The organism is Mesorhizobium sp. RIZ17 (assembly GCF_051127865.1).
Taxonomy (GTDB): domain Bacteria; phylum Pseudomonadota; class Alphaproteobacteria; order Rhizobiales; family Rhizobiaceae; genus Mesorhizobium; species Mesorhizobium humile.
The window spans coordinates 4,015,002-4,041,504 of record NZ_CP147861.1 but is presented as its reverse complement, the minus strand read 5'-3'; the positions used below and the strand labels follow the sequence as shown (position 1 = coordinate 4,041,504).

27 protein-coding genes are annotated in these 26,503 nt (G+C 63.8%); 20 read left to right on the top strand and 7 right to left on the bottom strand.

Annotated features, from left to right (window positions below; genetic code table 11):
• Positions 1-18: 18 nt before the first annotated feature.
• The 6 genes from WDX12_RS19240 (at position 19) to WDX12_RS19215 (ending at position 8,135) form a co-directional block, all read left to right on the top strand.
• The gene (locus WDX12_RS19240; RefSeq protein WP_434721622.1) at positions 19-1,122 is read left to right on the top strand and encodes a mandelate racemase/muconate lactonizing enzyme family protein; all 1,104 of its coding nucleotides are present in this window, start codon (positions 19-21) and stop codon (positions 1,120-1,122) included.
• A 1-nt stretch (position 1,123) separates the two neighbouring features.
• Positions 1,124-2,308: a mandelate racemase/muconate lactonizing enzyme family protein gene (locus WDX12_RS19235; RefSeq protein WP_434721621.1), complete on the top strand. Its 1,185-nt coding sequence runs from the start codon at positions 1,124-1,126 to the stop codon at positions 2,306-2,308.
• Between the two features lie 237 nt (positions 2,309-2,545).
• Positions 2,546-4,207 carry an ABC transporter substrate-binding protein gene (locus tag WDX12_RS19230; protein ID WP_434721620.1) on the top strand — a complete coding sequence of 554 codons (1,662 nt, stop codon included), beginning with the start codon at positions 2,546-2,548 and terminating at the stop codon, positions 4,205-4,207.
• 133 nt (positions 4,208-4,340) lie between these two features.
• Positions 4,341-5,231: an ABC transporter permease gene (locus WDX12_RS19225; protein ID WP_434721619.1), complete on the top strand. Its 891-nt coding sequence runs from the start codon at positions 4,341-4,343 to the stop codon at positions 5,229-5,231.
• A complete protein-coding gene (locus WDX12_RS19220; RefSeq protein WP_434721618.1) occupies positions 5,228-6,121 on the top strand; it encodes an ABC transporter permease in 894 nt (297 codons plus the stop codon). Before WDX12_RS19225 ends, WDX12_RS19220 begins: the two co-directional genes overlap by 4 nt.
• Positions 6,114-8,135 carry an ABC transporter ATP-binding protein gene (locus WDX12_RS19215; protein ID WP_320294653.1) on the top strand — a complete coding sequence of 674 codons (2,022 nt, stop codon included), beginning with the start codon at positions 6,114-6,116 and terminating at the stop codon, positions 8,133-8,135. Before WDX12_RS19220 ends, WDX12_RS19215 begins: the two co-directional genes overlap by 8 nt.
• 56 nt (positions 8,136-8,191) lie before the next feature.
• On the opposite strand, the gene WDX12_RS19210 is transcribed toward WDX12_RS19215, so the two are convergent.
• A complete protein-coding gene (locus WDX12_RS19210) occupies positions 8,192-9,145 on the bottom strand; it encodes a LysR family transcriptional regulator (protein ID WP_434721617.1) in 954 nt (317 codons plus the stop codon).
• 127 nt (positions 9,146-9,272) lie between these two features.
• On the opposite strand from WDX12_RS19210, the gene WDX12_RS19205 reads away from it, so the two are divergent.
• The 4 genes from WDX12_RS19205 (at position 9,273) to WDX12_RS19190 (ending at position 13,326) form a co-directional block, all read left to right on the top strand.
• The gene (locus tag WDX12_RS19205) at positions 9,273-10,931 is read left to right on the top strand and encodes an ABC transporter substrate-binding protein (RefSeq protein WP_434721616.1); all 1,659 of its coding nucleotides are present in this window, start codon (positions 9,273-9,275) and stop codon (positions 10,929-10,931) included.
• A gap of 2 nt (positions 10,932-10,933) precedes the next feature.
• A complete protein-coding gene (locus WDX12_RS19200) occupies positions 10,934-11,824 on the top strand; it encodes a DUF427 domain-containing protein (protein WP_434725675.1) in 891 nt (296 codons plus the stop codon).
• A 100-nt stretch (positions 11,825-11,924) separates the two neighbouring features.
• On the top strand, positions 11,925-12,506 hold the full coding sequence (locus WDX12_RS19195; protein WP_434721615.1) for a hypothetical protein: 582 nt from the start codon (positions 11,925-11,927) through the stop codon (positions 12,504-12,506).
• A gap of 55 nt (positions 12,507-12,561) precedes the next feature.
• Positions 12,562-13,326 carry an SDR family oxidoreductase gene (locus tag WDX12_RS19190; protein ID WP_434721614.1) on the top strand — a complete coding sequence of 255 codons (765 nt, stop codon included), beginning with the start codon at positions 12,562-12,564 and terminating at the stop codon, positions 13,324-13,326.
• A 68-nt stretch (positions 13,327-13,394) separates the two neighbouring features.
• Here the strand turns inward: WDX12_RS19190 and WDX12_RS19185 are convergent, their stop codons facing one another.
• The gene (locus WDX12_RS19185) at positions 13,395-14,753 is read right to left on the bottom strand and encodes an NAD(P)-binding domain-containing protein (RefSeq protein WP_434721613.1); all 1,359 of its coding nucleotides are present in this window, start codon (positions 14,751-14,753) and stop codon (positions 13,395-13,397) included.
• Positions 14,750-14,962, bottom strand: a complete 213-nt coding sequence (locus WDX12_RS19180) for a hypothetical protein (RefSeq protein ID WP_320294646.1) — start codon at positions 14,960-14,962, stop codon at positions 14,750-14,752. Before WDX12_RS19180 ends, WDX12_RS19185 begins: the two co-directional genes overlap by 4 nt.
• Before the next feature lie 49 nt (positions 14,963-15,011).
• Here WDX12_RS19180 and WDX12_RS19175 point away from each other — a divergent pair, with 49 nt between their 5' ends.
• Entirely contained in the window at positions 15,012-15,734 is a 723-nt protein-coding gene (locus WDX12_RS19175; protein ID WP_320294645.1) for a helix-turn-helix domain-containing protein, read from the top strand.
• Positions 15,735-15,878: 144 nt separating this feature from the next.
• Here WDX12_RS19175 and WDX12_RS19170 read toward each other — a convergent pair whose 3' ends face one another.
• The 4 genes from WDX12_RS19170 to WDX12_RS19155 all read right to left on the bottom strand — a co-directional run bounded on the left by WDX12_RS19170 (position 15,879) and on the right by WDX12_RS19155 (position 19,767).
• Complete coding sequence (locus tag WDX12_RS19170) at positions 15,879-16,919, bottom strand: heme-dependent oxidative N-demethylase family protein (RefSeq protein WP_434721612.1); 1,041 nt, start codon at positions 16,917-16,919, stop codon at positions 15,879-15,881.
• Positions 16,920-16,928: 9 nt separating this feature from the next.
• Positions 16,929-17,894 (bottom strand): PDR/VanB family oxidoreductase, encoded by a 966-nt coding sequence (locus tag WDX12_RS19165; protein WP_434721611.1) that lies wholly within the window; start codon positions 17,892-17,894, stop codon positions 16,929-16,931.
• Positions 17,891-18,487 (bottom strand): dimethylamine monooxygenase subunit DmmA family protein, encoded by a 597-nt coding sequence (locus WDX12_RS19160; protein WP_320294642.1) that lies wholly within the window; start codon positions 18,485-18,487, stop codon positions 17,891-17,893. The genes WDX12_RS19165 and WDX12_RS19160 overlap by 4 nt, the downstream gene beginning before the upstream one ends.
• A 146-nt stretch (positions 18,488-18,633) precedes the next feature.
• Positions 18,634-19,767, bottom strand: coding sequence for an aminomethyltransferase family protein (locus tag WDX12_RS19155; RefSeq protein WP_320294641.1), 1,134 nt, complete (start codon positions 19,765-19,767; stop codon positions 18,634-18,636).
• Between the two features lie 295 nt (positions 19,768-20,062).
• On the opposite strand from WDX12_RS19155, the gene WDX12_RS19150 reads away from it, so the two are divergent.
• From WDX12_RS19150 to WDX12_RS19110, 9 genes are all read left to right on the top strand, one after another.
• The gene (locus WDX12_RS19150) at positions 20,063-20,350 is read left to right on the top strand and encodes a hypothetical protein (RefSeq protein WP_112095211.1); all 288 of its coding nucleotides are present in this window, start codon (positions 20,063-20,065) and stop codon (positions 20,348-20,350) included.
• A gap of 11 nt (positions 20,351-20,361) precedes the next feature.
• A complete protein-coding gene (locus WDX12_RS19145) occupies positions 20,362-20,739 on the top strand; it encodes a hypothetical protein (protein WP_140657745.1) in 378 nt (125 codons plus the stop codon).
• Positions 20,740-20,772: 33 nt separating this feature from the next.
• The gene (locus tag WDX12_RS19140; RefSeq protein WP_040990881.1) at positions 20,773-20,934 is read left to right on the top strand and encodes a hypothetical protein; all 162 of its coding nucleotides are present in this window, start codon (positions 20,773-20,775) and stop codon (positions 20,932-20,934) included.
• A 14-nt stretch (positions 20,935-20,948) separates the two neighbouring features.
• Positions 20,949-22,355 carry an APC family permease gene (locus WDX12_RS19135; protein ID WP_434721610.1) on the top strand — a complete coding sequence of 469 codons (1,407 nt, stop codon included), beginning with the start codon at positions 20,949-20,951 and terminating at the stop codon, positions 22,353-22,355.
• Between the two features lie 46 nt (positions 22,356-22,401).
• On the top strand, positions 22,402-23,091 hold the full coding sequence (locus WDX12_RS19130) for a hypothetical protein (RefSeq protein WP_434721609.1): 690 nt from the start codon (positions 22,402-22,404) through the stop codon (positions 23,089-23,091).
• A complete protein-coding gene (locus tag WDX12_RS19125) occupies positions 23,088-23,417 on the top strand; it encodes a hypothetical protein (RefSeq protein WP_434721608.1) in 330 nt (109 codons plus the stop codon). The genes WDX12_RS19130 and WDX12_RS19125 overlap by 4 nt, the downstream gene beginning before the upstream one ends.
• A gap of 86 nt (positions 23,418-23,503) precedes the next feature.
• Positions 23,504-24,400, top strand: coding sequence for a class II glutamine amidotransferase (locus tag WDX12_RS19120; protein ID WP_320294636.1), 897 nt, complete (start codon positions 23,504-23,506; stop codon positions 24,398-24,400).
• Positions 24,401-24,404: 4 nt separating this feature from the next.
• Positions 24,405-25,136 (top strand): protein GlxC, encoded by a 732-nt coding sequence (locus WDX12_RS19115; protein WP_434721607.1) that lies wholly within the window; start codon positions 24,405-24,407, stop codon positions 25,134-25,136.
• Between the two features lie 6 nt (positions 25,137-25,142).
• Entirely contained in the window at positions 25,143-26,471 is a 1,329-nt protein-coding gene (locus WDX12_RS19110; protein WP_217573345.1) for an FMN-binding glutamate synthase family protein, read from the top strand.
• Positions 26,472-26,503: the final 32 nt, after the last annotated feature.

Below are 26,503 nucleotides of genomic sequence, written 5' to 3'. Positions count from 1 at the left end.
CAAGCGGACGACAGCACAGTGAAGATCAAGAGCATCAAGGCCTATCATGTCGTGCAGCCCTTCGTGGATGGGTCCTACCGCATGTCCAAGGGACGCGTCGCCGACTGCTTCGACGCGGTGATCGTCGCCATCACTTCGGACAGCGGCGTGACCGGCTGGGGCGAGATGGCGCCGCTCGGCAATTTCTATTCGGCCGCGTTTCCGGCGGGAACACGCGCGGGCGTGCCGGAGATCGCGCCGCATCTCATCGGCCAGGATCCGCGTGGGTTTGCCGGCATCGGCCGGCTGATGGACACGGTGTTCAAGGGCCACCCTTACATCAAGTCGGCGCTCGACATGGCGTGTTGGGATCTCGCCGCCCGCGCCGCCGACGTGCCGCTGGTGACCATGCTCGGCGGCCGCGAAAGCGATATGGCGGAGACCTACCGGGTCGTCACCCACGGCACGCTCGATCAGATGGCCGCACTTGCCAAACGGATCATTTCCGAAGGCTGCCGGCGGCTGCAGGTCAAGGTCGGCGGCAATGTGCATGACGACATCGAGCGGGTGACGACGGTGGCCGCCGCCGTGCCGAAGGGCACGGTGATCTTCTGCGACGCCAATGCCGGCTGGACGCCCTATCAGGCGCGGCAGTTCGCCGACGCGACGCGCGGCATCGACTACACGTTCGAGCAACCTTGCACAACGCTCGACGAGAACATGTCGGTGCGCCGCATGCTCGACAAGCCAATGGTTCTCGACGAATCCGTCACCTCGCTGGGCGAGATGCTGGAGATCCATCGCCGAGGTGCTGCCGACGGGCTGACACTGAAGATATCGCGGCTCGGCGGCGTGACGCAGACACGGCTGATCCGCGATGTCGCCGTCGATCTCGGCTTCATGATCACGGTCGAGGATACAGGCGGCGCCGAGATCGATACCGCCGCGATGGCGCATCTGTCGCTGTCGACGCCGGCGGAGCGCCGGCTGCATGCGATTGCCTTCCACGAATGGGTGACGGTGCGCACGGCCACCAACGCTCCGCCGGTGACCGGCAGCCACATGGGCATCCCCGACGGCCCAGGCCTCGGCATTGATGTCGACCCGGGCCTGCTCGGCGAACCCTTCTTCGAGATCGGCTGACATGAAGATCAGGCGCGTCAAGGCGACACCGATCAACTACAGGCTGGAAGCCCCTTATGTCTGGGTGTTCGGCGAGCTCGACGGCTTCTCGCCGACCATCGTCGAGGTCGAGACCGAGGACGGGCTTGTCGGCATCGGCGAGGCGCCGACGCCGGGCGCGGCCGCCGTCATCAACGACGTGCTGGCGCCGAGGCTCGCCGGGCGCGACGCCTTCGACATCGCCGGCGCGGAGGAAGTCTGCCTGCCGTTCTGGAGCGGCGTGCAATCGATCAACGACCGCACCCGCATCATGGCCTTCGGCGCCATCGAGATGGCGCTGTGGGACCTGCGCGGCAAAGCCTGGAAGCAGCCGCTCTATCAGTTGCTCGGCGGCGCGGTGCGCAAGGACATCCCCTTCACCGATTATTTCTCGCTGCGCGGCGACGGAGCGACAGTCAAAGGCGAGAAGACGCCGGAAGAGGTCGCCGACTACTGCGTCGAACTCCACGAGCGCCACGGCACGACCTTCTTCGAGGGCAAGTTCTCGACGCAGGATCCGAAGCTGTCGCTGAAGATGGTCGAGCTGATCCGCAGGAAGCTCGGCGACGCTGCGATGATCCGCATCGATTCCAACCAGGCCTATTCGCTGGCGACCGCCAGGCAGTTGGCGCGGCCGCTGGAAGAGCTCGGCGTGCGCAACTGGGAGGACCCAGTGGCGACCATCGAGGAGATGCGGGAACTGCGCCGCCACACCTCGATCCCGTTCTCGACCCACAACATCGATATAGCGCGTGCCATGGAGCTGAAGGTGCCGGACGCCTTCGTCGGCAACCCGACGGCGCATGGCGGCATCAACCGCATGCTGCGCTTCGTCGGCGCCTGTGAGCATGCCGGCATCGACTACTGGTGCTACAGCGGCGACACCGGCATCGGCAGCGCCTGCTACCTGCATCTGTGCGCCGCGCTCGGCTGGATCAGGGAGCCCAACCAGTCGCTGTTTCGCATGCAGCCGATGGACATCATCGAGGAAGGCCCGTTCGCGCCGAAGAACAATGTCGTACGGGTGCCCGAAGGCCACGGCCTCGGGGTCACGCTGTCGCAGGAAAGGCTTGCCGCCTGCCATCGCGACTTCGTCGAAAACGGCCCCTGCAACAAATATCACGACCCGGAAAAACCCGGGACCTACCGCAGACTGCCGCTGAATTAGGAGGATGTCGAAAAGCAAACAGGACTTATCGAGAAAAGGGCGGCCACGGGTCGCCCGGCCGACAGACAATCCATCAAGAAAATCTGACTTTTCCGTCCCAACGAGCGGATGGACCGGTCGGAGCCGCATGCTACTGTACATCGACCGATACTGAGTGCCTGGACCGGAGAACTCCACGCAACTCGTTCACTGGAATGCACCCGCCAACCACAACAACTGGGGAAAGGGCTTAGACCCATGAGCAAGAACTATCGCATTCTCGATCTCCTCCGGCGCGGCCGGACGCCGCTCGAAAACCACCTCATCGACGGCCTGGTCGACGGCCGTATCAGCCGCCGCGAGTTCGTGCGCCACGGCAGCCTGCTCGGCTTGTCGCTGCCGCTGCTCGGCCGCATCGGCATGGCCGCCGGCTTCGGCGCAGCACCCTCGCTCGCTCGCGCCGGCGCACCCGGCGCCACCATCCGCGTCGGCAGCAGCGTGCCGGCAGCGGCGATCGATCCGGTGACCATCGCCGACGCCGGTGGCCTGCTCGTCATGCAGCAGGTCGCGGAATTCCTCTGTGTCGACGGTCCGGACCTGGTGCTGAAGCCGGCGCTGGCCGAAAGCTGGTCGCCGAACACCGACGGCACGGTGTGGACCTTCAAGCTGCGCAAGGGCGTGAAGTTCCACTCGGGCGGCGAGATGAAGGCCGAAGACGTGGTGGCCAGCATCGACCGGCTCGCCGACCCGGCCAATTCGTCGAACGCGCTGTCGGTGTTCACCGGCATCCTGCAGAAGGGCAACACCAAGAAGGTCGACGACTACACCGTCGAATTCCATCTCGACGCGCCGAACGGCAACTTCCCGTACATGGTGTCGTCGGACAACTACAACGCCGTCATCATTCCGGCGAGCTACAAGGGCGGCTATGAACAGAGCTTCGACGGCACCGGGCCGTTCAAGCTGGAGAAGTACACCCCGAAGGTCGGCGCCTCCTTCGTGCGCAACGACGATTACTGGGGCGAGAAGGCTCTGCCGGACCGTACCGAATTCACCTTCTTCACCGACATCCAGCCGCAGATCCTGGCGCTGCAGGGCGACCAGATCGACATCATCAACCAGATGCCGGTGCTGGCGGGCGTTGCCGTGCTCAACGACCCGAATGTCGACATCATCAGCCTGAAGTCGTCGGCGCATCAGCAGTTGCATATGCATTGCGACGAAGGCCCGACGAAGGACGCCCGCGTGCGCCGCGCCATCGCGCTCTGCCTCGACCGCGAGAAGCTCGCCGCCGGCCTGATGAAGGGACGCTCGGCGCTCGGCAATGACAGCCCGTTCGCCGCCGTCTACCCCTCGACCGACACCAGCGTGCCGCAACGCAAGCAGGATATTGCCCAGGCCAAGCAGCTGATGGAAGCGGCCGGCGTCGGCCAGGGCTTCAAGATGACGCTCACCACCGAGCGCTATCTGGAAATCCCGGAATACGCCCAGCTCATCCAGAACTGGGTCAAGGAAATCGGCATCGAGCTTGAGCTCAACATCCTCGACCAGAGCGCCTATTACGGCGACGCGGTGTTCGGCAAGTCGAACTGGCTGGATTCGGCGATGGGCATCACCGACTACGGCCACCGGGGCGTGCCTAACGTCTATCTGGCGGCACCTTTGAAGAGCGACGGCACCTGGAATGCCGCCCACTTCAAGAACAAGGACTACGACCAGATGGCGGCAAGCTATATCGCTGCCCTCGACCTCGAGGCGCAGAAGGCCACTGCCAGCAAGATCCAGAAGCTGCTGCTCGAGGAAACACCGGTGGTCTTCGGCTACTTCTACGACTATCTGACGGCGACGGCGAAAGGCGTGGCGGGCGTGCAGCCCACCGCAATGTCGCAGTTGTTCCTCGACAAGGCGTCGAAAGGCTGACGAGAGCGGACAAGCTTATCCCTAATAGCCGGCTCTCCATGGAGAGCCGGCTCCTATAGGAGTATTCGCCATCCTCGTCTTCCTCGTCCGGCGCCTGGCACTGTCGCTCGTCACGCTGTTTTTGCTCAGCGTCATGGTTTTCCTTGGCGGCCAGGTGCTGCCCGGCAATGTCGGGCGAGCCATCCTGGGGCCGTTCGCCGACCAGCGCGCGGTGGATGCGCTGAACCATTCGCTCGGCGTCGACCGGCCGCTGCTCGTCCAGTACGGAAGCTGGATCTGGAATTTTCTCCACGGCGACATGGGCACGTCCTATGTCTTCCGCGCGCCGGTGGCGCCCTTCGTCATCGACGCCTTGGGCAACTCGATGAAGCTGGCGCTGGTCGCCTTCGTGCTGGTGGTGCCGATCGGCATCCTCGGCGGGGTCATCGCCGCGCTCAATTTCAACCGGCCGCTCGATCGCATCATCAGCCTCGGCGGCCTGTCGGTCACGGTGCTGCCCGAGTTCGTCACCGGCATCATCCTGATCCTGATCTTCGGGGTCTGGCTGCGCTGGCTGCCGATCGCCGCCGCCTGGCCGAAGGGCGCCGGTGTCCTCACCCAGCTCTACCATCTCATCCTGCCCGCGCTGCCGCTGTTTCTGGTGCTGTTCGGCTATATCGCGCGCATGGCACGCTCCGGCATGATCGAGGCGCTGGATTCCGACTATACGCGCACCGCCGTGCTGAAAGGCTTGCCCTGGCGAACGGTGATCTGGCGCCATGTGCTGCGCAATGCGCTGTTACCGACCATCACCGTGATCGCCACCCAGACCGGCTATCTGATCGGCGGCCTGGTCGTCATCGAGACGCTGTTCCGTTATCAGGGCATCGGCTCGCTGATCTTCACTGCCGCGCGCGGCAAGGATTTTCCGATGCTCGAGGCCGGCATCCTCACCATCGGCATCGTCTATGCGGTGGCGACCCTGATCGCCGACTTCCTCTATTCCGTGCTCAATCCGCGTATCCGGCTGGGAGCAGAGCAATGAGCGCGACGGACACTCCCGCCAGCCTGCCGGCGCCCGCACCGGCGCCTGACACCACACAGCGGAGCCCCTGGGGTGAGGTGCTGCATTCGCTCTCCAGGTCCGGCACCTTCCTCACCGGGCTTTTCATCCTTTTGTTCTGGGTCGTCTGCGCGCTGTTCGGCCAGCACTTCGTTCCCTACGATCCGCTGGCAAGCGACATCATCGACGCGCTCACGCCGCCGGCGGCCGATCACTGGTTCGGCACCGACCAGCTCGGCCGCGACGTGTTCTCGCGCGTCATCGTCGGCTCGCGCGACATCCTGACGGTGGCGCCGCTGGCGACCATCCTGGCGACCATCGCCGGCACCGCGCTCGGCCTCGTCATCGGCTATTTCCGCGGCATCGTCGACGACATCGTCAGCCGCGTGCTGGAAGCCTTCATGGCGATCCCGGTGGTGATCATCGCGCTGCTCGCCATCGTCGCGCTCGGCACGTCCAAGATCACCGTCATCGTCGTCATCGGCTTGAGCTTCGCGCCGATCATCGCGCGCACGGTGCGCTCGGCGGTACTGGCCGAACGCGAGCTCGACTATGTGGCCGCGGCGAAGCTGCGCCACGAAGGCGCGCTGCACACGATGTTCGTCGAGATCCTGCCCAACGTCATCCCGCCGATCCTGGTCGAGACGACAGTGCGGCTGGGCTACGCCATCTTCGCGGTCGCCACGCTCTCCTTCATGGGCTTCGGCATCCAGCCGCCCTCGCCGGACTGGGGCCTGTCGATCTCCTCCAATTACGGCATGATCGGCGGCGGCTTCTGGTGGACGGTGCTGTTCGACGCCCTGGCCATCGCCTCGCTGGTGATCGGCGTCAATCTGGTGGCCGACGGCGTGCATGGAGCGTTCAATGACTGACAAGAACGCACTTGAACTGAAAGACCTCTCGGTCGCCTATCGCGTCGGCCGCCGCAACCGCGCGGTGCTGCGCAACGTCAACCTGACCATCAAGGCCGGCGAGGCCTATGGGCTGGTCGGCGAATCCGGCTGCGGCAAATCCACCGTGGCGCTTTCGGTGGTGCGCTACCTGCCGCGCAACGGCTCCATCACCGGCGGCTCGATTGCGCTCGACGGCAAGGATGTGATGAAGCTCGACGCCGAAGCGCTCAGGCGCGCTCGCGCCGACAGCGTGTCGATGGTCTACCAGGACCCCGGCAAGGCGCTCAACCCGTCGCTGCGCATCGGCCGGCAGCTGACCGAAATCTTCGAGCTTGCCGGCGTCACCGGACAGGCGGCTGAAGACAAGGCAGTCGCCATGCTGAACCGCGTGCGGATCTCCGATCCGGCGAGCGTCATGCAGCGTTATCCGCACCAGCTTTCCGGCGGCATGCAGCAGCGCGTGGCGATCGCCATGGCCCTGGCCAACGACCCCTCGATGCTGATCCTCGACGAGCCGACCACAGGCCTCGACGCCACGGTCGAAGCCGAAGTGCTCGACCTGATCGGCCAGTTGCGGCGCGAGCTGTCGGCCTCGATCCTGTTCATCAGCCACAATCTCGCCGTCGTCTCCAACATGTGCGACCGCGTCGGCGTGCTCTATGCCGGCATGCTGGTCGAGGAAGGCTCGACGAAGGACGTCTTCAACGATCCGCGCCATCCTTACACGGTGGCGCTGCTGCGCTGCCTGCCGCGCGGCGGCCAGCGCAAGGACCAGGGCCGGCTCGACACCATCCCGGGCTTCCTGCCGGGCATCGGCGCCAACATCGTCGGCTGCGCCTTCGCCGACCGCTGCGCGCTGGCGACCGAGCGCTGCCGCGCCGAGCCGCCGCCGCTCTACGAACTCGGCGACGGCCGGCTGTCGCGCTGCCATTATCACGACAAGGCGCAGTCGCTGCCGCGCGCCACGCCCGCCGAGATCGCTGCCACAGCACCCAAGCAGGCGCCACCGGTGCTGCAGGTCGAGGGGCTTAACAAGACCTATGCCAGCCACGGCCGTCCGCTGCGGGCGGTGAAGGACGTCTCGGTCAGCCTGAGGCCCGGCGAGACGCTCGGCCTGGTCGGCGAATCCGGCAGCGGCAAGACCACCTTTGCCAGGCTCCTGCTCGGCCTTGTCGCGCCGGACGATGGCGGCTCGATAGAGCTCGAAGGCAAGCAGTTGGCGCCGCGGCTCGCCAGCCGCTCGGAGGACCAGGTCAAGGCGGTGCAGATCGTCTTCCAGAACCCGGATTCGGCGCTCAACCGATCGCATTCGATCCGCCATATCCTGAGCCGCGCCCTGAAGCGGCTGGGCGGGCTCAGCGGCAAGACGCTGGATACACGCCTCGAAGAGCTGGTCCGTTCGGTGCGGCTTACCGACCGGCATCTCGCGGTCAAGCCGCGGCAGCTTTCGGGCGGCCTGAAGCAGCGCGTGGCGATCGCGCGCGCCTTCGCCGGCGATCCGCGCATCGTGGTCTGCGACGAGCCGACCTCGGCGCTCGACGTCTCGGTGCAGGCGGCGATCCTCAACCTTCTGGCCGACCTGCAGTCGAGGCAGGATGTCAGCTACATCTTCATCTCGCACGACCTTGGCGTGGTGCGCTATCTCTCCGACAAGATCGCCGTGCTCTATCTCGGCCGCATCATGGAGTTCGGACCGTCGGAAGCGGTGTTTTCCGGCCCGCATCATCCCTACACCGAAGCGCTGCTGTCAGCCGTGCCGAAACTCGACCGCACCGAGAGCTCGCGCATCCGTCTCGACGGCGAAATCCCGAGCGCGGCCAATCCGCCGACGGGCTGCGTCTTCCACACACGCTGCCCGCGCAAGATCGGCGCCATCTGCGAAACGCAAGAGCCCGAGCTCACCGAGGCCCAGCCGGGGCACACGATCCGCTGCCACATCCCCTACGCCGAACTGGCAAGGCTGCAGAAGCCGAAGATCGTGGAGCCGGCGTGATCAAAATGCCGCCGCGCCTAAAGCGCGTCGCGATCTTTCAGATCGCTCCATGCGCTTTAGGTTATGACTTTAGGCATGTCTTTGTCCCGAAACCGGTTCCCACTTTCGGGAGACACGCCTGCCATACTGAAGGCGCGGTCGCTTTCCGCGAAGGCCTGATCGCCGGACAGGTTCCTGGCGAGCGTACGCAGGCCGGTCAGCGCAACGTCTAGCGCGTCGGAAGAGGCAGGGTTCTCGGGATAGGCAAGGTAGATCGGGCGCTGGAACACCGGCGTATCCTCGACGCGCCGCAACTCGCCACGCTCGATATGGCTGCTTACCGCACTCAGCGGTAGGTAAGCAGCCGCCTTCTGCGACAGGACGTGCTGCAGGCCGATGAACACCAGCCCGGCCGAGATCGCCGGCTTCACCATGCCGGCAAAGGCACGGTCGTGCTCGACGCGGAACTCCAGCCCCCAGTCCATCAGGATGTAATTGTCCATCCACGGCCCGGCTTGCGCCGTGTGCTGGACGAGCACGATCTGATCGACAGCCAAACTCTCATAGACGACGCCGGGATGCGGCTTGGGCAGATAGAGGATGCAGATATCGAGCAGGCCTTCTGCCATCTGGTCGATCGCCAGGTCCGGGAAGCTGCCTTCCAGACGCAGCGCCACATTCGGCCGCTTCGCCCGCATCCAGTCGATCCAGGGCGAAGTGATGCTGTCCCAAAGATAGGCGGGCGCGGTGAGCCTCAGCAGCGTCTCGTAGCCATCGGGAACGGCGATGTCCTGGCGCGATTGCTCCCAGGTACGCGTGATCGTCGAGGCGTGGGGCAGGAACTGCCGGCCGGCCGGCGTCAGCGTGACGCCGTCGCTGTCGCGCACGAACAGCTTGCGGCCCAGCTGTTCCTCCAGGCCGCGAATGCGCGCGCTGACGGTCGACTGGGCAAGGTTCAGTCGGTGCGCGGCAACGGTGAAGCTGCCATGCGCCGCGACCTCCAGGAAACTGCGCAGATTCTCGGTGTCCATGGCTTTCGCCTTTCAGTGGCTCGTCATCGAAATTTCCGATGGCTCCAATCAAAAAATATCGCTTTTCGGTCGAGGTCAACAATGGCCTAAATGCCAAGGCCCCCGCGACAAAACAAGGAATGCCGCCATGCCGAAGCATTTCAGGACGATCGACGCCGCCCGCAAAACCCTCAGCGCAATCGAAAATTCCGCTATCGACGAATTGCTCGCCGGCAGGATCGGCCGGCGCGAATTCCTGCGCCATGGCAGCGTGCTCGGCCTGTCGCTGCCCTTTCTCGGCGGCATCGCTTCGGCGGTCGGGCTCGGCGCTCCGCAAGCGCGCGCCGAAGGCAAGCCCGGCGGCACCGTGCGCGCCGGTATCGCCGTGCCCGGCGGCGCCATCGATCCCGTCACCTTCTACGACAGCGGCAGCTACCAGCTCGTCTTCCAGACGGCCGAGTTCCTGTGCGTGACGCAGCCGGACCTGACATTGAAGCCCGTGCTTGCCGAAAGCTGGTCGCCCAATGCCGACGGCAGCGTCTGGACCTTCAAGCTGCGCAAGGGCGTGAAATTCCACAATGGCGAGGCTTTTAAAGCCGACGACGTGGTGGCAACCTTCGATCGCCTTGCCGATCCGAGCGGCACATCTAATGCGCTCTCGGTGTTCAAGGGCCTGTTGTCGAAGGGCGGCACGCGCAAGGTCGACGACCACACCGTCGAATTCCACCTCGACGCGCCGAACGGCTCCTTCCCCTATTCGGTGTCGATCGACAATTACAACGCCGTCATCCTGCCGGCGAGCTACAAGGGCGACTACGAGAAGACCTTTGAGGGCACCGGTCCGTTCCGGCTCGAAAGCTACACGCCGAAGGTCGGCGCGAGCTTCGTGCGCAATCCCGACTATTGGGGCGAGAAGGCCCTGCCCGACCGGCTCGAATTCAAGTTCTACGGCGACGTGCAGCCGCGGATTCTCGCGCTGCAGGCGGGCGAAGTCGACGTGCTCGACGCGATCCCGCTCGACGTCAGCCAGGTGGTGCTGGGCAATCCTGATATCACCGTGCTGCGCGTCGCCTCGACCGCGCATCGCCAGCTCCACATGCGCTGCGACATGGCGCCCTTCACCGACAAGCGCGTGCGCCAGGCGCTGGCCTTGTGCATCGACCGTTCCCAACTGGTCGACGGTCTCTGCCGCGGCATGGCCGCGACCGGCAATGACAGCCCGTTCGCGCCGGCCTTCCCGGTCACCGACAAGACGGTGGCGCAGCGCACCAGGGACATCGCCAAAGGCAAGCAGCTAATGGAGGCGGCGGGCCTGGCCAACGGTTTCGACATGACGCTGACGACGCTGCGCTATTCCGACATCCCCGGCTATGCGCAGCTCTTCCAGAACTTCGCCAAGGAGATCGGCGCGCGCATCTCGCTCAACATCGAGGACCAGGACAAATATTACGGCAAGGCGGTGTTCGGCCAGTCGGACTGGCTGGACAGCCCGCTTGGCATCACCGACTACGCGCATCGCAGCGTACCGAACGTCTTCCTGAAAAGCCCGCTGGTCAGCGACGGTCCGTGGAACGCGGCGCATTTCAAGAACGCGACCTATGACGGGATGGTCACCGGCTATCTCAAGGCGCTCGACCTCGACTCCCAGCGCAAGGCCGCTTCCGATATCCAGAAGCTGCTGCTCGACGAGACGCCGGTGATCTTCAGCTATTTCCCGGACCTCCTGGTGCCGGTGCGCAAGAATGTCAGCGGCGTGCCGCCGATCGCCGCCGGCCTGCTGCTCGATCGAGTATCGGTGGCCTCATGACCATGGCTGCGCGAAAGAACCCGGCGGCAAACGGCGAGAAGAGGACGACGACCATTCGCAAGCCCCATCTGCGCGGCCGCGGGCCGCATTTTCCGGTGCTCGACACCATCGTGCAGTATGAATTCGAGCCGGGCTATGTCGCCTTCACCATGCCCTCGCCCAAGCGGATCAGGGTGCAGGTCGGGCCGATGATCGTCGCCGACACCACCAAGGCGCTGGTGTTCCAGGAGAGCGACCACCTGCCGGTCTATTACTTCCCGATGAGCGACGTGCGCGAGGAGTTCCTGCTGCCGAGCCGGACGACGACGGAAGACCCGTTCAAGGGCGTCGCCACGCATTACTCGCTGAACACCGGCATCACGCTGGTCGAGGACGGCGCCTGGCGCTACCTCGATCCGGTCAAGGGCTGCCCGCCGATCGGCGACTACATCTCCTTCTACTGGCCGAAGATGACACACTGGTTTGAAGAGGACGAGGAGATCTTCGTCCACGCCCGCGACCCGTTCCGCCGCGTCGACTGCCTGCCTTCGTCGCGGCGCGTGCAGGTGATCCTCGACGGCGAGCAGGTCGCCGATTCACGGCGCGGCGTGTTCCTGTTCGAGACCGGACATCCGGTGCGCCACTATCTGCCGATCTCGGACTCGCGCCTCGATATGTTTTCGCCCAGCCGCTACATCTCGCGCTGCCCTTACAAGGGCATCTCCAACTACTACCATGTGACGACGCCTAAGAAGCGGCACGAGAACCTCGTCTGGTACTATCCCGAGCCGGTGCACGAGGCCGAGCGCATCAAGGGCCTGGTGTGCTTCCATCACGAGCTCGTCGACAAGATCCTGGTCGACGGCGTCGAGATCCCCAAGGAAGCGACCGCGGCGTCGGACGGCTATTTCTGAGCCTTCATGCTCGACTGGCCAAGACCCGGCTCGGCTTGAGTTTCGCGTTTGCGTCCGTCCGTGGCGGTGCTACGTTGCGCCACGCGGCGGATACCTGCTTATGAGGAAAGCATTCCATCATGCGGTTTGGCCCTGGTTCGTCGCCTTGCCGGCGACGCCGACGCCGGCGATTGCCCAGAATGCTCCCGCCTTCGAGCTGAAGCTCGACATCGATCAGGACGGCAAGACCGACCGGGCGATCATCCTGCAGGAGGCCGGCGGCCCCGCCGATCTCTACATCTATCTCGACGTGGAAAAGCCCGATCCCCCACGCCAACCGGATTTTGTCAAGAAAAGGCTGACGGAAGACCAGGTCGTCGACCTTGAAGCCAAGGGCAAGGGATCGCTGGCGATCACCTCCTGCTCCGGCTGCGGCGCCATCAAGTCGACGGAAGAGACGCTGACGATCGTCTATCGCCGGGGAAAATTCCTGGTCGGCGGCTACACCCGCAACTGGGACTGGAACCAGCAGACGTCGAGCGGCGTCGAGACGACGCTTGGCGATTGCGACATCAACTATCTCACCGGCAAGGCCACCGCCTCCACGGATCTGGAAGAGGGCAAGCCGATCAAGGGCAAGTTCAGGCTGGTACTGTTGAAGGACTGGTCCGCCGACCGTCGCCCGAAGGCCTGCGATTTCTGAAGAGGTTGATCGCAGGGCACGACTGCGCATACCCTCGCCGCATAGGGAGGGTGCGATGGATCTTTTCAAACTGGACGGCGGCGTGGCGCTGGTGACGGGCGCCGGCAGCGGGATTGGTCAGGCGATCGCCATCGGGCTTGCGGAGGCCGGCGCCGATGTCGCCTGCTTCGGTCATGCCTCGAACGGCGGGCTTGAGGAGACGGCTGCGAGAATCAAGGCGCACGGCCGCAAAGCACTGGTGCTGACGGGCAGCGTGACGTCCGAAACCGACCTGGCGACGGCGATCGCCCGCGTCGAGGCCGAACTCGGCGCGCTGACCGTTGCCGTCAACAATGCCGGCATTGCTGGATCGGAAGCGGCCGAGACTATGCCGCTGGAAAAATGGCGTAAGGTGCACGACGTCAATGTCGCGGGCGTGTTTTTGTCCTGTCAGGCCGAAGCACGCGTCATGCTGCCCCGGCGCACAGGCTCCATCATCAACATCGCCTCGATGTCGGGCACCATCGTCAACCGGGGGCTGACGCAGGCGCACTACAACTCCTCCAAGGCCGCCGTCATCCACATGTCGAAGAGCCTGGCCATGGAGTGGGCCGATCGCGGCCTGCGCGTCAATGTCGTCAGCCCGGGCTACACGCTGACTCCGATGAACAAGCGTCCCGAAGTGGCGGAGGAGATAAAGATCTTCAAGCGCGACACGCCGATGGGGCGCATGGCGGCGCCGGAGGAAATGGTCGGGCCGACGGTGTTCCTGGCCAGCCGCGCGTCCAGCTTCGTGACCGGCCTCGACCTGATCGTCGATGGCGGCTACGTCTGCTGGTAGACCGATGGGGTGTCCCGCAAGACACCCCACGTTGCTGATTTAACGAACGTGGACGAAGGTGCGCCGCGCTACTCGGCCGCGACGCCTTTCACCTCGAGATAGCTTTCCATCGAATCGTCCAGCGCCTGCAGCCAGGGCGTATGATGCACCGGCGCCATGGTGCCGGTCATCAGCGAGCGGTAGGCGTTGTCGCGGAAGGTCATGATGTTTTCCATCTTGTGGTGCTCCCACTCCATGAAGGTCTGGTTGACCGCCTCGACGTCGAAGCCCGGATAGTCGGTCTGGTCCATCAATTCCTTGGTGTAGTCGCCCTGGAACCAGATCATCTGCTCGGCGTCCTCCAGCGTCTCCTCGCGAGCGCGCCACTTGGCGCCGTGCTCGGCCATCGCCTCGGCCGACGGCAGCTTGATGCGGCCCATGATGACGTCGCGGGCATACCAGGCCTGTGCGTCGAACATGTTGAAGGTGTAGAACTGGTCCTGCATGCCGATGTAGAAAAGCTTCGGGTTCTTCTCCCAGACGACGCCTTCATAGAGATCGAGCGGCCACATGCGGTTGGCGGTCTTGAGCTTGAGGTCGTCGGTGAGGAAGGGGAAGGAATGCAGGTAGCCGGTGCACAGGATGATGGCGTCGACATCCTTGGTGGTGCCGTCCTTGAAATGCGCCGTCTTGCCGACGACCTTCTGCAGCAGCGGTACTTCCTTCCAGTTCTCTGGCCATTTGAAGCCCATCGGCTTCGAACGGTAGCTGGAAGTGATCGATTTGGCTCCGTATTTGTAGCATTGCGAACCGATGTCCTCGGCCGAGTAGGAACGGCCGATGATGAGGATATCCTTGCCCTTGAATTCCATCGCGTCGCGGAAATCGTGGCTGTGTAGGATGCGGCCATTGAAGGTGGGGAAGCCCTCGAAGAAGGGCACGTTCGGCACCGAGAAATGGCCGGACGCGACAACGACATTGTCGAACTCTTCCGAGTAGGTGACGTCCTTGCTGCGATCATGCGCGGTGACGGTGAATTTCTTGGTCTCGTCGGAATAGGTCACCATGCGCACCGGGCTGTTGAAACGCACCCAGTCGCGTAGGCCCGACTTCTCGACGCGGCCCTTGATGTAGTCCCACAAAACGGCGCGCGGCGGATATGAGGCGATCGGCCGGCCGAAATGCTCCTCGAAGGTGTAGTCGGCAAATTCGAGGCATTCCTTCGGGCCGTTCGACCAGAGATAGCGGTACATCGAGCCGTGCACCGGATCGCCATGCTCGTCGAGGCCGGTGCGCCAGGTGTAGTTCCACAGGCCACCCCAGTCGGACTGCTTCTCGAAGCAGACGATTTCCGGGATCTCGGCGCCCTTGTCGGCGGCCGACTTGAAGGCCCTTAGCTGCGCCAGACCGGACGGTCCGGCGCCGATGACGGCAACACGAGATTTCATTGCGGGCCTCCTTTTTTGATTTCCCCAGCGAAACAAATTTCACTGACAGTGACAGTAATTGGGTCTTCGGTGCTGTCAACAAACATCTGCGGCAACGCGCTTTGCGTGAAACGGTTTTTGTGCGCAAAAGCCGTGGCGCTCGCATTCAAGCCGGCGATCCCTGCGACATACAGTGGCTTGCCGTCGTGGTTGCGCTCTTGCATCGCCACCGAATATGTTCACCTTGAGTGAAATAAATCCGCGAGAGTCGGAGGCGACATGGCGAACAGGAATTCCGGCACCAGGTCCACCGATGCGGCAGCGAAAGGCAAGACGCCGCCGAAGCGCGTTTCGGCGGACGGGCGCACCATCCGCACGCCGCTGACGCAGAACCCGCACGCCATCCGCGACACGCGCGAAAAGGTGCTGGAAGTGGCGATCGGCCATGAGGTGCGTGCCTTCCGCAAGAAGCTCGGCATCACCGTCGCCGATCTCGCTACCGCCACCGACATTTCGCTTGGCATGCTGTCGAAGATCGAGAACGGCATCACTTCGCCATCGCTGACGACATTGCAGGCGCTGTCCCGGGCGCTGGGCGTTCCGGTGACCGCCTTCTTCCGCCGTTTCGAGGAAGAACACAGCGCCGTCTTCGTCAAGGCGGGCGAAGGCGTCGATGTCGAGCGGCGCGGCACCCGCGCCGGCCACCAGTACAATCTGCTCGGCCATATCGGCGCCAACACCAGCGGCGTCGTCGTCGAGCCCTATCTCATCACGCTGACCGAGAATTCGGACGTGTTCCCGACCTTCCAGCATGCGGGCATGGAGTTCCTCTACATGCTCGAAGGCGAGGTCGTTTACCGGCACGGCAACAACCTCTATCCGATGAAGCCGGGCGACAGCCTGTTCTTCGACGCGGATGCGCCGCACGGCCCGGAAGAGCTGACGCAACTGCCAATGCGCTATCTGTCGATCATCTGCTATCCGCAGAACAGCGCCGGGTGAGCCGCTTGGTTCCTCGCCCCACGCAGTGGGGAGAGGTGGCTCGGCGAAGCCGAGACGGAGAGGGGAGCGCCCTACGAAGGCCCCCTCTCCGTCCGCTTCGCGGACACCTCTCCCCCGCTTTGCGGGGGCGAGGAACCCAAGCTTTTAATCCGGCCCAAAACCCGGGCTCGTCGGGCTGCCGTCGTCCAGCTTCGACAGCCATTCGACCAGCGTCGGGCGGTAGCGGGTCAGGCCTTTGTAAGTGGCCAGTTCTTCCGGCAGGTCGCGGATGACGCGATGCAGGCGGCGCGCCCATTTCGGCTGCGTGACCAGCTCGTCCATCTTGATCAGGTAGCAGCGGATCGGGAAGACGATGCCGTTGGAGCGCGGCAACCGCCAGAAGCTTTGCAATTCGACGCGCAGATGCACCTTGTCGCCGACATTCTCGGGCGTGACGGTGGCGCGGTCAGGGCCCCATTTGTGATAATTCTCGGGGCTGGTGTCGAGGCGCGGATTGATGGTCATCGTCCAGTTGAGGCGCCGGGCCGGCTTGCCCTGCTGGATGTTGGTGAGGAATTTCAGCGCGCGGGTGAAGATGCCTTTCTCGTGCGCCAGCGGCACCGGCGCGTGCCATTCGAAGAAGTTCATGCCGATGTCGAAGTCGAGCGACCAGTCGGCCTGGGTGGTGACCATGCCGGCATCCATCCACAGATTGCCGTCGCGCTGGTCGAGGATGCAGAAATCGCCCTGGCTCTGGCGGGTGATGTATTCCATGGGGCCGTAAGGCAGCGTCGAGGTGTCGCCGAAGGTGAAGGTGTCGTCGATACCGAGCGGACGGTTGATCCAGCGCCAGCGGTCGCCATCGCGCGTCAGCGTGAAATGTTCGGGATAGCCGAGCGCCTGCTGCTCCATCAGAAGCTCGAGCAGGTCCCAGCCTGCGAGCGTCATATGGGGCAGCGACTGGCAGCGCAGCGGATCCTCGGCCAGCACCAGCGCGCGGTCCTGCATCTCGGCGACATAGTGCTCGTCGACGTCGATCAGGTTTTCCAGCACGCTGCCCTTCGGCCCGACGACATGCGGCTCGATGTTGACCGCATACATGTAGGCGTCTTCGTTGAACGGGAAGGGAAAGCGCCTGATGTGCTCCGGACTGTTCCTGAAGCTGAAATCGTCGCGAAATGTTTCCTTGCGAAAGGTGATGCCCATTGACGCCTCCTATCTTTCCAGGACCAGCGACTTGCCCTCGAAGCGCGAGACGCAAGGCATGATCTTGCAGCCGGAACGGTGGTCTTCCTCGCTCAGCCAGTGATCGTTGTGGATAAACTTGCCGTCGAAGGAGATCACATTGGTCTCGCACTGGCCGCAGACGCCGCCGCGGCACAGATAGGGCGGGTCGACGCCGGCGGCTTCGATAGCTTCGAGCAGGCTCTGCTGCTCGCCGACACGGATCGTCTTGCCGCTGACGGCCAACTCGACGTCGAATGGCGCGCCGGGCTGCGGGGCCGCGAAATGCTCGAAATGCACCGTCTCCGGCGGCCAGCCGAGCGCGGCGGCGCGGTCGCGCACCCAGTTGATCATGCCGGCCGGGCCGCAGACATAGAGATGCGTGCCGAGCGGCTGCGAGGACAGGAGCCGGTCGAGATCGATGCGCTCCTCGCGGTCGTCGTGATAGAGCCTGACCCGGTTGCCATAGCGCTCTCTGAGCACATCGGCATAGGTGCCCAGCGAAGCGGTGCGGCAGGTGTAGTGCAATTCGAAATTGCCACCGGATCCCGCCAGCTGCGACGTCTGCGCCATGAAGGGCGTGATGCCGATGCCGCCGGCCAGCATCAGGTGTTTTTTGGCTCTCAGATCGAGCGAGAACAGGTTGACCGGATAGCTGATCACCATCTCCAGGCCGGGCTTGACTTGCCGGTGCATGAAGAGCGAGCCGCCGCGGCCGACATCGTCGCGTCGCACCGAGATCGTGTACTCGCGCGTGTCGAGCGGCGAGCCCATCAGCGAATAGGGATTGAGCCTAGTGCGGTCGCCGTCGCGCATCTCTACCACGACATGGGCGCCGCCGGAAAAGGTCGGCAGCAGCTCGCCGTCGCGGCGACGGAAATGGAAGCGGGTAACGAGATCGTTGACCGGAACGACGTCGCTGACGACGACGTCGAGCTTGGTGGTGCCGGTGCTCATGGGAAGGCCTCCTCCATCGGAGGAATGTCGGAGCGATCCTCGGCGTTGATGCATACGCCCTGGAAGGCGGCGAGGCGCCGCGAATAGTGATCGCGCACCAAAAGCAGCAGGCCGCAATGCGAACAAGTGGCCGGCTGCGTCGTCACATTCTCGGTGATGCCCTTGCAGTGCACGCATTGCATGCGGCGCGCCAGCGAGCCACGATGCTCGGTCTGCATGGACGTGTGGTCGATGCCGGCTTCAAGCGCCGCCTGCATGGCCTGGCCGATCAGGCCCTCGGTGCCGGCAAGATAGAGGCGCAGCCCCATATGCGCATTGGTCAGCGTTTGCCTCAGCCGCGGCAGCAGGCTTGCAAAGGACGGCGCGATGTGGAGCTGCGCCGGCTTCAGCGTTTCGAGGGCAGCGATGTGCTTGCCCTCAGGTCCCGGAATGAAGACGATTTCCGCGCCGTCGAAAAAGCCGGGCGGCGCCTTGCCGGCCATGTCGGTGATCGCCAGCGCGCCTTCCGCATCGGCGATGAAGAGATGATGCTTGCCGGGCTGCGGAGAGAGCGTTCCGTAAATGGGCCGGCTGATGATCGTCTTGGCTGCCATTCTTTCTTAGATCAGGATGCCGTTTCGTAGAATCGGCACCCTGCTCTAACCCCTTTGTTGGAGCATGATCTTTTCCGAAAACCGGTTCCCACTTTTCGGGATCATGCTCTGGTACCTCAAAACCCCTCCCGGTTGATGATGATGCCTCAGCCTTTCGCTGTGCGCTTGGTCTTTTTCGGATCGTCGAACGGCAAGGGCTGCGCCGTCGCCTTGATCGACCCGCTCTTGTTGCGGATCTCGAGCTTGGTGTCCTTGACCGCGCAGTCGACGTCGAGTCGGGCGATGCCCATCGATTTCTCGACCAGCGGCGAATACATGGCGCAGGTCACCACACCGACCCTTTTGCCGTCTCGGTAGACCGGGGCGCCTTCGTCCGCCGGCTCCTTGCCGTCGAGCAGCACGCCGTAGATCTTGAAGCGCTCCTTGCCTTTCAGCCTGTAGTGTTCTTCAGCACCGCGGAAGCCGGTCTTGCCGGGGCTGACGGTGAAGTCGAGGCCAAGCTCCCACAGCGTGTCGCCGGGGCCTTCGTTCTCGAACGGATATTTCTGCGAATTGTCGTAGGGATAGAAGAGCAGGTAGCTCTCGACGCGCAGCATGTCGAGCGTGGTAAAGCGGCACGGAATGATGCCGGCGCTCTTGCCCTCCTCGAGGATCCTGTCCCAGATCGTGCCGGCATCCTGGCCGCGGCAGAAGATCTCGTAGCCGCGCTCGCCGGTATAGCCGGTGCGCGAGATCATCACCGGAAAGCCGAACAGCTGCGTGTGCATGTGATGGAAGTAATTGAGGTCGCGGATGCCCGGCACATGCTTGGCCAGATAGTCAACCGCCGTCGGACCCTGCAGCGACAAGTCATGCAGATTGTCGTCGAAACGTAGCGAGACATCGCGGCCCATCGCCGCCCGTTGCAGTTCCTCGTGGCCGGTGCCGGAGCCGTGCACGACCATCCATGAATTCGGGCTGATGCGGTAGAGGATGCAGTCGTCGGTGAACTTGCCCGCCTCATTCAGCATGCAGGCATAGGCCGACTTGCCGGGATAGATCTTTTCGACATCGCGCGTCGTGGCAAGGTCGATGAGATGCGAGGCATGCGGCCCGGTGATGTGGACCTTCTTCAGGCCGGAGACGTCCATCAGCCCGGCCTTGGTGCGGATGGCGACATATTCCGCGTCGGCGTCCTTGTCGTAGGTCCAGGCGGTGCCCATGCCGCTCCAGTCCTCGAGCTTCGAGCCGAGCGCGCGATGGCGGTCTGCCAGGGTCGAGAATCTCCAGGATGCCGTCATCCGATCGTCCTCCGTGCAATCTAGGTCGCTTTAAGCGGTTGCTGTTCCCTGCTCCTGCTTGGTGGCGGAGCTTGGATGAATATTGACCGCAAACCGCGAGGCCCTGCAATCCCCTTGAAGCAAATAATTTCATTGTCAGGCAAATTTCTTGACCTGAGACAAGCGGTTTACGACGCGTAAATCCGCCTTGACAATTCCGGGAATCGAGCGGAACTTATGAAAAAAATTTCACTCTGTTGAAAGAGTAGCCGTCCGGTCGGTTTCGGGACCGGACGTCGCCAGAAGGGGAAAACCGATGTCCGACCTGCAGCAGCGCATCGAAGCGCTGTACCGTTCCGACGTGCGTGGATCCGTGCTCCTGATCGTGTGCCTGTGGGCGACGATCCTCTTCGTCCTCCTGATGACATGGCCATACATCCCGCACGGCGGCATCAAGCTCGTGGTGGCGGTTGCAGCCGCCGCGGTGCTGATCTTCAACACCGCCGCGATCCTCGCCATGCTCAACCACTACAAGGAAGACAAGGACTTCATCTACGGGCTCGACATCAAGAACGCCGACGCGGCCCGCAACCGTCAATCGTGAAGGGAGAAACCATGGCGCGCTATATCCCGCCGGAGCAGAGCAAGGCCGGACAGGTTTTCGACATCGCGGTCGTTGTGGTCGCTATCTTCGTGGCGCTCTGGCTGCCGCTGAAACTCGGCTTCGCCGGGGCGGCGAAGTCGATCGACGCGCTCGACGCCAAGACCTGGGACGCGCTCGGCCAGAACGCCACCATGGCCTCGATCTGGGAGAAGCTCGGCTATACGCCGGAAACGGCGCACGACATCATCCAGAACCGCTTCCACTACATCATCGACTGGCCGACGCTGATCATCATGGCGATCGTGCTGATCGCCTATTTCGTCTTCCTGTTCCGGGCCTCCGACAAGGAATATCGCGAGGTCATCAACGAGAAGTTCGACGACAAATAGATTTCGACGACAAAAGAGTCCGGGGAAAACATCATGTGGATGGGACTGTCTTACGTTTGCTGGGGCATCTCGGTCGTGCTTGCGGCGTGGATGCTCTACGACTGGTTCAAGGTCGACACGACCTATTCCGAAGCCGTGCTGACATCCTCGCGTGAAGGCGAGCTCGAGGCCGTTTCCGAAAAGCACCGGATCTGAGTGGGGACTGAGCGATGACGGCTGCGGTTGAAACGGTACAAACGACAACTATTCACGGCGACAGGGTCTCGCTGCTTCGGGTGCTCGGCCCCGCCCATGTGTGGGCGCTCGGGGTCGGCATCGTGCTGGTCGGCGAGTTCACCGGCTGGAATTTTTCCGCCGACAAGGGCGGCGCGCTCGCCGCGCTGATCGTCTGCTGGGTCGTTGGGCTGCTCTACACCTCGGTCGCGATGATCGACTCGGAGGTCACGTCCACCGTCGCCGCCGCCGGCGGCCAATATGCGCAAGCCAAGCATATCGTCGGGCCGCTGATGGCCTTCAACGTCGCGCTGTTCCTGGTGTTCGCCTACACCATGCTCGAAGTGTCGGACGCGATCCTGCTCGGCGACACCATCGTCGCCAAGGCCGGCGTCGAAGGGCTGACGCACAACTCCTTCATCGCAGCCACCATCGTCGTGCTCGCCTGGCTCAACTATCGCGGCGTGCTGATGACGCTCAACGTCAACTTCGTCATCACGGCGATCGCCTATGTCTCGATCGTCATCCTGTTCTTCTCCGTCAGCCCGTGGACGCAAGGCGCGGTGCTGAAGCTCAACGAGCTGGTCACGCCCGGCAATGCGCTGCCCTATGGCTGGATCGGCGTCATCGCCGCCTTCCAGTTCGGCATCTGGTATTATCTCGGCATCGAGGGCACCACCCAGGCGGCCGAGGAAGTGCGCTCGCCGGCTCGCTCCCTGCCCTACGGCACGATGGCCGGCATGATCACGCTTTTGATCGCCGCCGCGATGACCTGGTATGTCTGCGCCTCGCTGATGCCCTGGGAATATCTCGGCATCACCTACTATCCGCTGTGGGACGCCGGCAAATTGACCGGCAGCCCGCTGCTTGAAGAGCTGCTGTTCGTCGCCACGCTGCTGGCCGCGCTCGCCTCGGCCAATGGCTGCATCAACGACGCGGCGCGCGCCTGGTTCTCGCTCGGCCGCGACCGCTATCTGCCGAGCTGGTTCTCGGCGGTGCATCCGAAATACCGCACGCCTTACCGCTCGATCCTGTTCCTGCTGCCGATCGCGCTGGCCTTCGCCTTCATCGCCGACCTCAACCAGGCAATCACCTTCTCGATCCTGTCGGGCGTGCTGCAATACACCTTCATGAGCATCAACATCATGATGTTCCGCAAGAAGTGGCCTCTGGGCACGATCCGTCGCGGCTACACGCACCCCTTCCATCCGCTGCCGGCGATCGTCCTGTTCTGCCTGTGCATGGTGACGTTCTTCGCTATCTTCCTCGGCTTCGGCTCGCAGCTGATCGCAATGACGGTGTTCTATTTCCTGATTTCGCTATGGTTCCACTTCTACCGCTACAAGTTCGTGCGGCGCGGCGACCAGTTCTCCATGCCGTGGCCGAAGCCGCAGGGTTATTGAGTGGATCAAAGGCCCGCCTGTCGACGGTGGGCCGTGGCGTGTCGAGATGTCCGAACTGACGTCAGTATTGCTTACCGGGGCGATCGCATTGGGCGTCGTCGCTCATGTTGCTTGGCTCGCCCGCGCCAGCCGCAACAGGGCGAAGGCGGCTTTGGCCGCCGATGCGGCTAGCGTCCGCAGCGTCGTCGCGGACGCCGCCGACATTTCCGACGGCACGGCCGGCGTCGTCACCTGGGCCGGCTCCTGGAACGGTCAGCGCGTCCAGCTGCGCACCATCGTCGACACGCTGGCGACGCGAAAGCTGCCGACCCGCTGGTTAAGCGTCTCGATCACCGAGCCGGTCGCGGTACCGGGCACCTTCGACATGATGATGCGCCCGAATTCGGCAACGACATTTTCCAATTTCGACCATCTCCCCCACACGCTGCCGAAGGTGCTCGGCCTTCCAGCCGAAGCGGTGCTGCGCACCGACCGCAAGGGCGTCGCCTTCCCGCAGGATCTGATCGCCGCGCATACCGGCATCTTTGCCGAGGGGCGAGCCAAGGAATTGCTGATCACGCCGAAGGGCGTGCGCATCGTCTGGCTGCTGGCCGAGGCCGAGCGCGCCCGCTACGGCGTGTTCCGGCAGGCCGCGTTCGGCGATGCCAGGATCGATCCCGCCTTGATCGAAAAGCTGATCGAGGCGGCGTCCGAACTCCGCGATGCGATCAACCGGCGCGAACGGCAAGCCGCATGACCGACGAAACCACGATGCCTGCTCCCGCAAACCCGTATCTCGTGCTCGGCGCGGCGATCGTTTTGCCGGCAAGCGGCCACGTCATGCTCGGCGTCCCGGTGCGCGGGCTGCAGTTCCTGTTCTTCATGGTGATCCTTGGTTGGATAACGACCAAGCTGGCGCCGGCCGACGCCGGCTTCATCGGCCGCCATGCCGGCGGTTTCCTGATCTATGCGCTATCGATCCTCGACGCCTACAGGATCGCGCGCATCCGCCATGCGATCTGGGTTCACAAGGCGCGGCCGGACGGCGATAGTACCGAGGGCAATGCACCGTCGAATATATAACGACAGGAAAATTTCTTTCATACCATTGAATTCGGCAAACTCATTCGGTACATCAATCTGAGAGCCAAAAAACGTCGGAGGCTGGCATGTGCGGAATCGTCGGACTTTTCTTGAAGGACAAGGCGCTGGAGCCGAAGCTCGGCGCGATGCTGTCGGAGATGCTGATCTGCCTCACCGACCGCGGCCCGGACAGCGCGGGCATCGCCATCTATGGCGCCCCTTCCAAGAATGAAGCCAAGATCACCATCCAGTCGGCCAAGCCGGAGCGCGATTTCCGCGGCCTCGACGCCGAGCTTGCCAAGGCGATCGGCGCCCCCGTCAGTCTTGCCACGAAATCCACCCATGCCGTCATCCGAACCGCGCCGGACAAGGTCGACGCGGCGCGCGAGGCGTTGCAGTCGCTGCGGCCCGACATCCGCATCATGGGCGCTGGGGAAGCAGTCGAGATCTACAAGGAAGTCGGCCTGCCGGAAGCCGTCGTCGACCGCTTCGACGTACGCTCCATGACCGGCACGCATGGCATCGGCCATACCCGCATGGCGACGGAATCGGCAGTGACGACGATGGGCGCGCATCCCTTCTCGACCGGCGCCGACCAGTGCCTGGTGCACAACGGTTCGCTCTCCAACCACAACAATGTGCGGCGCGAGCTGATCCGCGACGGCATGAAGTTCGAGACCGAGAACGACACCGAAGTGGCGGCCGCCTATCTCTCCAACCGGATGGCGCACGGCAAGAACCTCGGCGAGGCGCTGGAAGGCACGCTTTCCGACCTCGACGGCTTCTTCACTTTCGTCGTCGGCACCAAGAACGGGTTTGGCGTGGTGCGCGATCCGATCGCCTGCAAGCCCGCCGTCATGGCCGAGACCGACCAATATGTCGCCTTCGGCTCCGAATATCGCGCGCTGACCAAGCTGCCCGGCATCGACAATGCGCGGGTCTGGGAGCCCGAGCCCGCAACCGTTTATTTCTGGGAGCATTGAGCTGATGCCGGCAACCACAATGTCGAAGGCTGAGCGCGACCAGAGCCATGCGAGGGTTTTCGACCTCTCGCAACATTCGCTGCGCGAATTGAACCAGGCGCTGCACACGCTCACGCCCGGCTCGAACGAGACCGCCTGGGAAGTGCTCAACCCGAAGGGCAGCCACTCGGTGGCGGTCGGCGTCGACCAGCCGGTCTCGATCGATGTGCGCGGCAGCGTCGGCTATTACTGCGCCGGCATGAATGACGGCGCCGCGATCACCGTGCACGGCTCCGCCGGTCCCGGCGTCGGCGAGAACATGATGTCGGGCTCGATCGTCATCAAGGGCGACGCCAGCCAGTATGCCGGCGCCACCGGCCGCGGCGGTCTTCTCGTCATCGAAGGCAACGCCTCGTCGCGCTGCGGTATCTCGATGAAGGGCATCGACATCGTCGTGCATGGTAATATCGGCCACATGTCGGCCTTCATGGCGCAGTCCGGCAATCTGGTCGTGCTGGGCGATGCCGGCGACGCGCTGGGCGATTCCATCTACGAGGCGCGGCTTTTCGTGCGCGGCAAGGTCGAAAGCCTCGGCGCCGACTGTATCGCCAAGGAGATGCGGCCCGAGCACATCGAATTGCTGCAGGGCCTGCTCGACAAGGCCGGCGTCACCGGCGTCAAGGCGTCGGAGTTCAAGCGCTACGGCTCGGCCCGCAAACTCTACAATTTCAACATCGATAACGCCGACGCGTATTGAGGCAAGATGACCTACCGCAACCCGCCGACGACGCCGCGCAAATCAGCGACCTTCGACGACTACACGCTTTCCGAAATCCGCCGCGCGGCCGCGACCGGCATCTATGACATCCGCGGCGCCGGCGCCAAGCGCAAGCTGCCGCATTTCGACGATCTGTTGTTCCTCGGCGCGTCGATCTCGCGCTATCCGCTGGAAGGCTATCGCGAGCGTTGCGATACCTCGGTGGTGCTCGGCTCGCGCCATGCCAAGAAGCCGATCGAATTGAAGATCCCGATCACCATCGCCGGCATGAGCTTCGGTTCGCTCTCCGGTCCGGCCAAGGAAGCTCTCGGACGCGGCGCCACGCTTTCCGGCACCTCGACCACGACCGGCGACGGCGGCATGACCGAGGAAGAACGCGGCCATTCCAAGCAACTGGTCTATCAGTACCTGCCGTCGCGCTACGGCATGAACCCACGTGACCTGCGTCGCGCCGACGCCATCGAAGTGGTGGTCGGCCAGGGCGCCAAGCCGGGCGGCGGCGGCATGCTGCTCGGACAGAAGATTTCCGACCGCGTCGCCGAGATGCGCACGCTGCCCAAGGGCATCGACCAGCGTTCGGCCTCACGCCATCCCGACTGGACCGGGCCGGACGACCTCGAGATCAAGATCCTCGAGCTGCGCGAGATCACCGACTGGGAAAAGCCGATCTACGTCAAGGTCGGCGGCGCACGTCCGTACTATGACACCGCGCTTGCGGTGAAGGCCGGCGCCGACGTCGTGGTGGTCGACGGCATGCAAGGCGGCACGGCCGCGACCCAGGAAGTGTTCATCGAGAATGTCGGCCAGCCTACGCTTGCCTGCATCAGGCCGGCGGTGCAGGCGCTGCAGGACCTCGGCATGCACCGCAAGGTGCAGCTCATCGTCTCCGGCGGCATCCGCAACGGCGCCGATGTCGCGAAGGCGCTGGCGCTCGGCGTCGACGCCGTCTCGATCGGCACGGCGGCGCTCGTTGCGCTGGGCGACAACGATCCGCGCTGGGAGGCGGAATACAACGCGCTCGGCAGCACGGCGGGCGCCTATGACGACTGGCACGAGGGCCGCGATCCGGCCGGCATCACCACCCAGGACCCCGAGCTGATGAAGCGGGTCGACCCGATCGCGGCCGGACGGCGGCTCGCGAACTACCTGAAGGTGATGACGCTCGAAGCCCAGACCATTGCGCGCGCCTGCGGCAAGAACAGCCTGCACAATCTCGAGCCCGAGGATCTCGTCGCGCTCTCGATCGAAGCCGCTGCCATGGCTGGCGTTCCGCTTGCCGGCACCAACTGGATACCAGGGAAAAACGGCTTCTAGAACACCAAAGACTAACAGCACCCAAAATCCGC

Excerpts from the sequence above, each read along its gene's own strand:
- WDX12_RS19165 (WP_434721611.1), bottom strand. The coding sequence starts at position 17,894 with ATGAGCACCGGCACCACCAAGCTCGACGTCGTCGTCAGCGACGTCGTT.
- WDX12_RS19195 (WP_434721615.1), top strand. The coding sequence starts at position 11,925 with ATGAGGAAAGCATTCCATCATGCGGTTTGGCCCTGGTTCGTCGCCTTG.
- WDX12_RS19110 (WP_217573345.1), top strand. The coding sequence starts at position 25,143 with ATGACCTACCGCAACCCGCCGACGACGCCGCGCAAATCAGCGACCTTC.
- WDX12_RS19220 (WP_434721618.1), top strand. The coding sequence starts at position 5,228 with ATGAGCGCGACGGACACTCCCGCCAGCCTGCCGGCGCCCGCACCGGCG.
- WDX12_RS19120 (WP_320294636.1), top strand. The coding sequence starts at position 23,504 with ATGTGCGGAATCGTCGGACTTTTCTTGAAGGACAAGGCGCTGGAGCCG.
- WDX12_RS19210 (WP_434721617.1), bottom strand. The coding sequence starts at position 9,145 with ATGGACACCGAGAATCTGCGCAGTTTCCTGGAGGTCGCGGCGCATGGC.
- WDX12_RS19170 (WP_434721612.1), bottom strand. The coding sequence starts at position 16,919 with ATGGGCATCACCTTTCGCAAGGAAACATTTCGCGACGATTTCAGCTTC.
- WDX12_RS19190 (WP_434721614.1), top strand. The coding sequence starts at position 12,562 with ATGGATCTTTTCAAACTGGACGGCGGCGTGGCGCTGGTGACGGGCGCC.
- WDX12_RS19235 (WP_434721621.1), top strand. The coding sequence starts at position 1,124 with ATGAAGATCAGGCGCGTCAAGGCGACACCGATCAACTACAGGCTGGAA.
- WDX12_RS19115 (WP_434721607.1), top strand. The coding sequence starts at position 24,405 with ATGCCGGCAACCACAATGTCGAAGGCTGAGCGCGACCAGAGCCATGCG.
- WDX12_RS19140 (WP_040990881.1), top strand. The coding sequence starts at position 20,773 with ATGTGGATGGGACTGTCTTACGTTTGCTGGGGCATCTCGGTCGTGCTT.
- WDX12_RS19175 (WP_320294645.1), top strand. The coding sequence starts at position 15,012 with ATGGCGAACAGGAATTCCGGCACCAGGTCCACCGATGCGGCAGCGAAA.
- WDX12_RS19155 (WP_320294641.1), bottom strand. The coding sequence starts at position 19,767 with ATGACGGCATCCTGGAGATTCTCGACCCTGGCAGACCGCCATCGCGCG.
- WDX12_RS19125 (WP_434721608.1), top strand. The coding sequence starts at position 23,088 with ATGACCGACGAAACCACGATGCCTGCTCCCGCAAACCCGTATCTCGTG.
- WDX12_RS19200 (WP_434725675.1), top strand. The coding sequence starts at position 10,934 with ATGGCTGCGCGAAAGAACCCGGCGGCAAACGGCGAGAAGAGGACGACG.
- WDX12_RS19225 (WP_434721619.1), top strand. The coding sequence starts at position 4,341 with ATGGTTTTCCTTGGCGGCCAGGTGCTGCCCGGCAATGTCGGGCGAGCC.
- WDX12_RS19150 (WP_112095211.1), top strand. The coding sequence starts at position 20,063 with ATGTCCGACCTGCAGCAGCGCATCGAAGCGCTGTACCGTTCCGACGTG.
- WDX12_RS19160 (WP_320294642.1), bottom strand. The coding sequence starts at position 18,487 with ATGGCAGCCAAGACGATCATCAGCCGGCCCATTTACGGAACGCTCTCT.
- WDX12_RS19145 (WP_140657745.1), top strand. The coding sequence starts at position 20,362 with ATGGCGCGCTATATCCCGCCGGAGCAGAGCAAGGCCGGACAGGTTTTC.
- WDX12_RS19215 (WP_320294653.1), top strand. The coding sequence starts at position 6,114 with ATGACTGACAAGAACGCACTTGAACTGAAAGACCTCTCGGTCGCCTAT.
- WDX12_RS19130 (WP_434721609.1), top strand. The coding sequence starts at position 22,402 with ATGTCCGAACTGACGTCAGTATTGCTTACCGGGGCGATCGCATTGGGC.
- WDX12_RS19185 (WP_434721613.1), bottom strand. The coding sequence starts at position 14,753 with ATGAAATCTCGTGTTGCCGTCATCGGCGCCGGACCGTCCGGTCTGGCG.
- WDX12_RS19205 (WP_434721616.1), top strand. The coding sequence starts at position 9,273 with ATGCCGAAGCATTTCAGGACGATCGACGCCGCCCGCAAAACCCTCAGC.
- WDX12_RS19135 (WP_434721610.1), top strand. The coding sequence starts at position 20,949 with ATGACGGCTGCGGTTGAAACGGTACAAACGACAACTATTCACGGCGAC.
- WDX12_RS19230 (WP_434721620.1), top strand. The coding sequence starts at position 2,546 with ATGAGCAAGAACTATCGCATTCTCGATCTCCTCCGGCGCGGCCGGACG.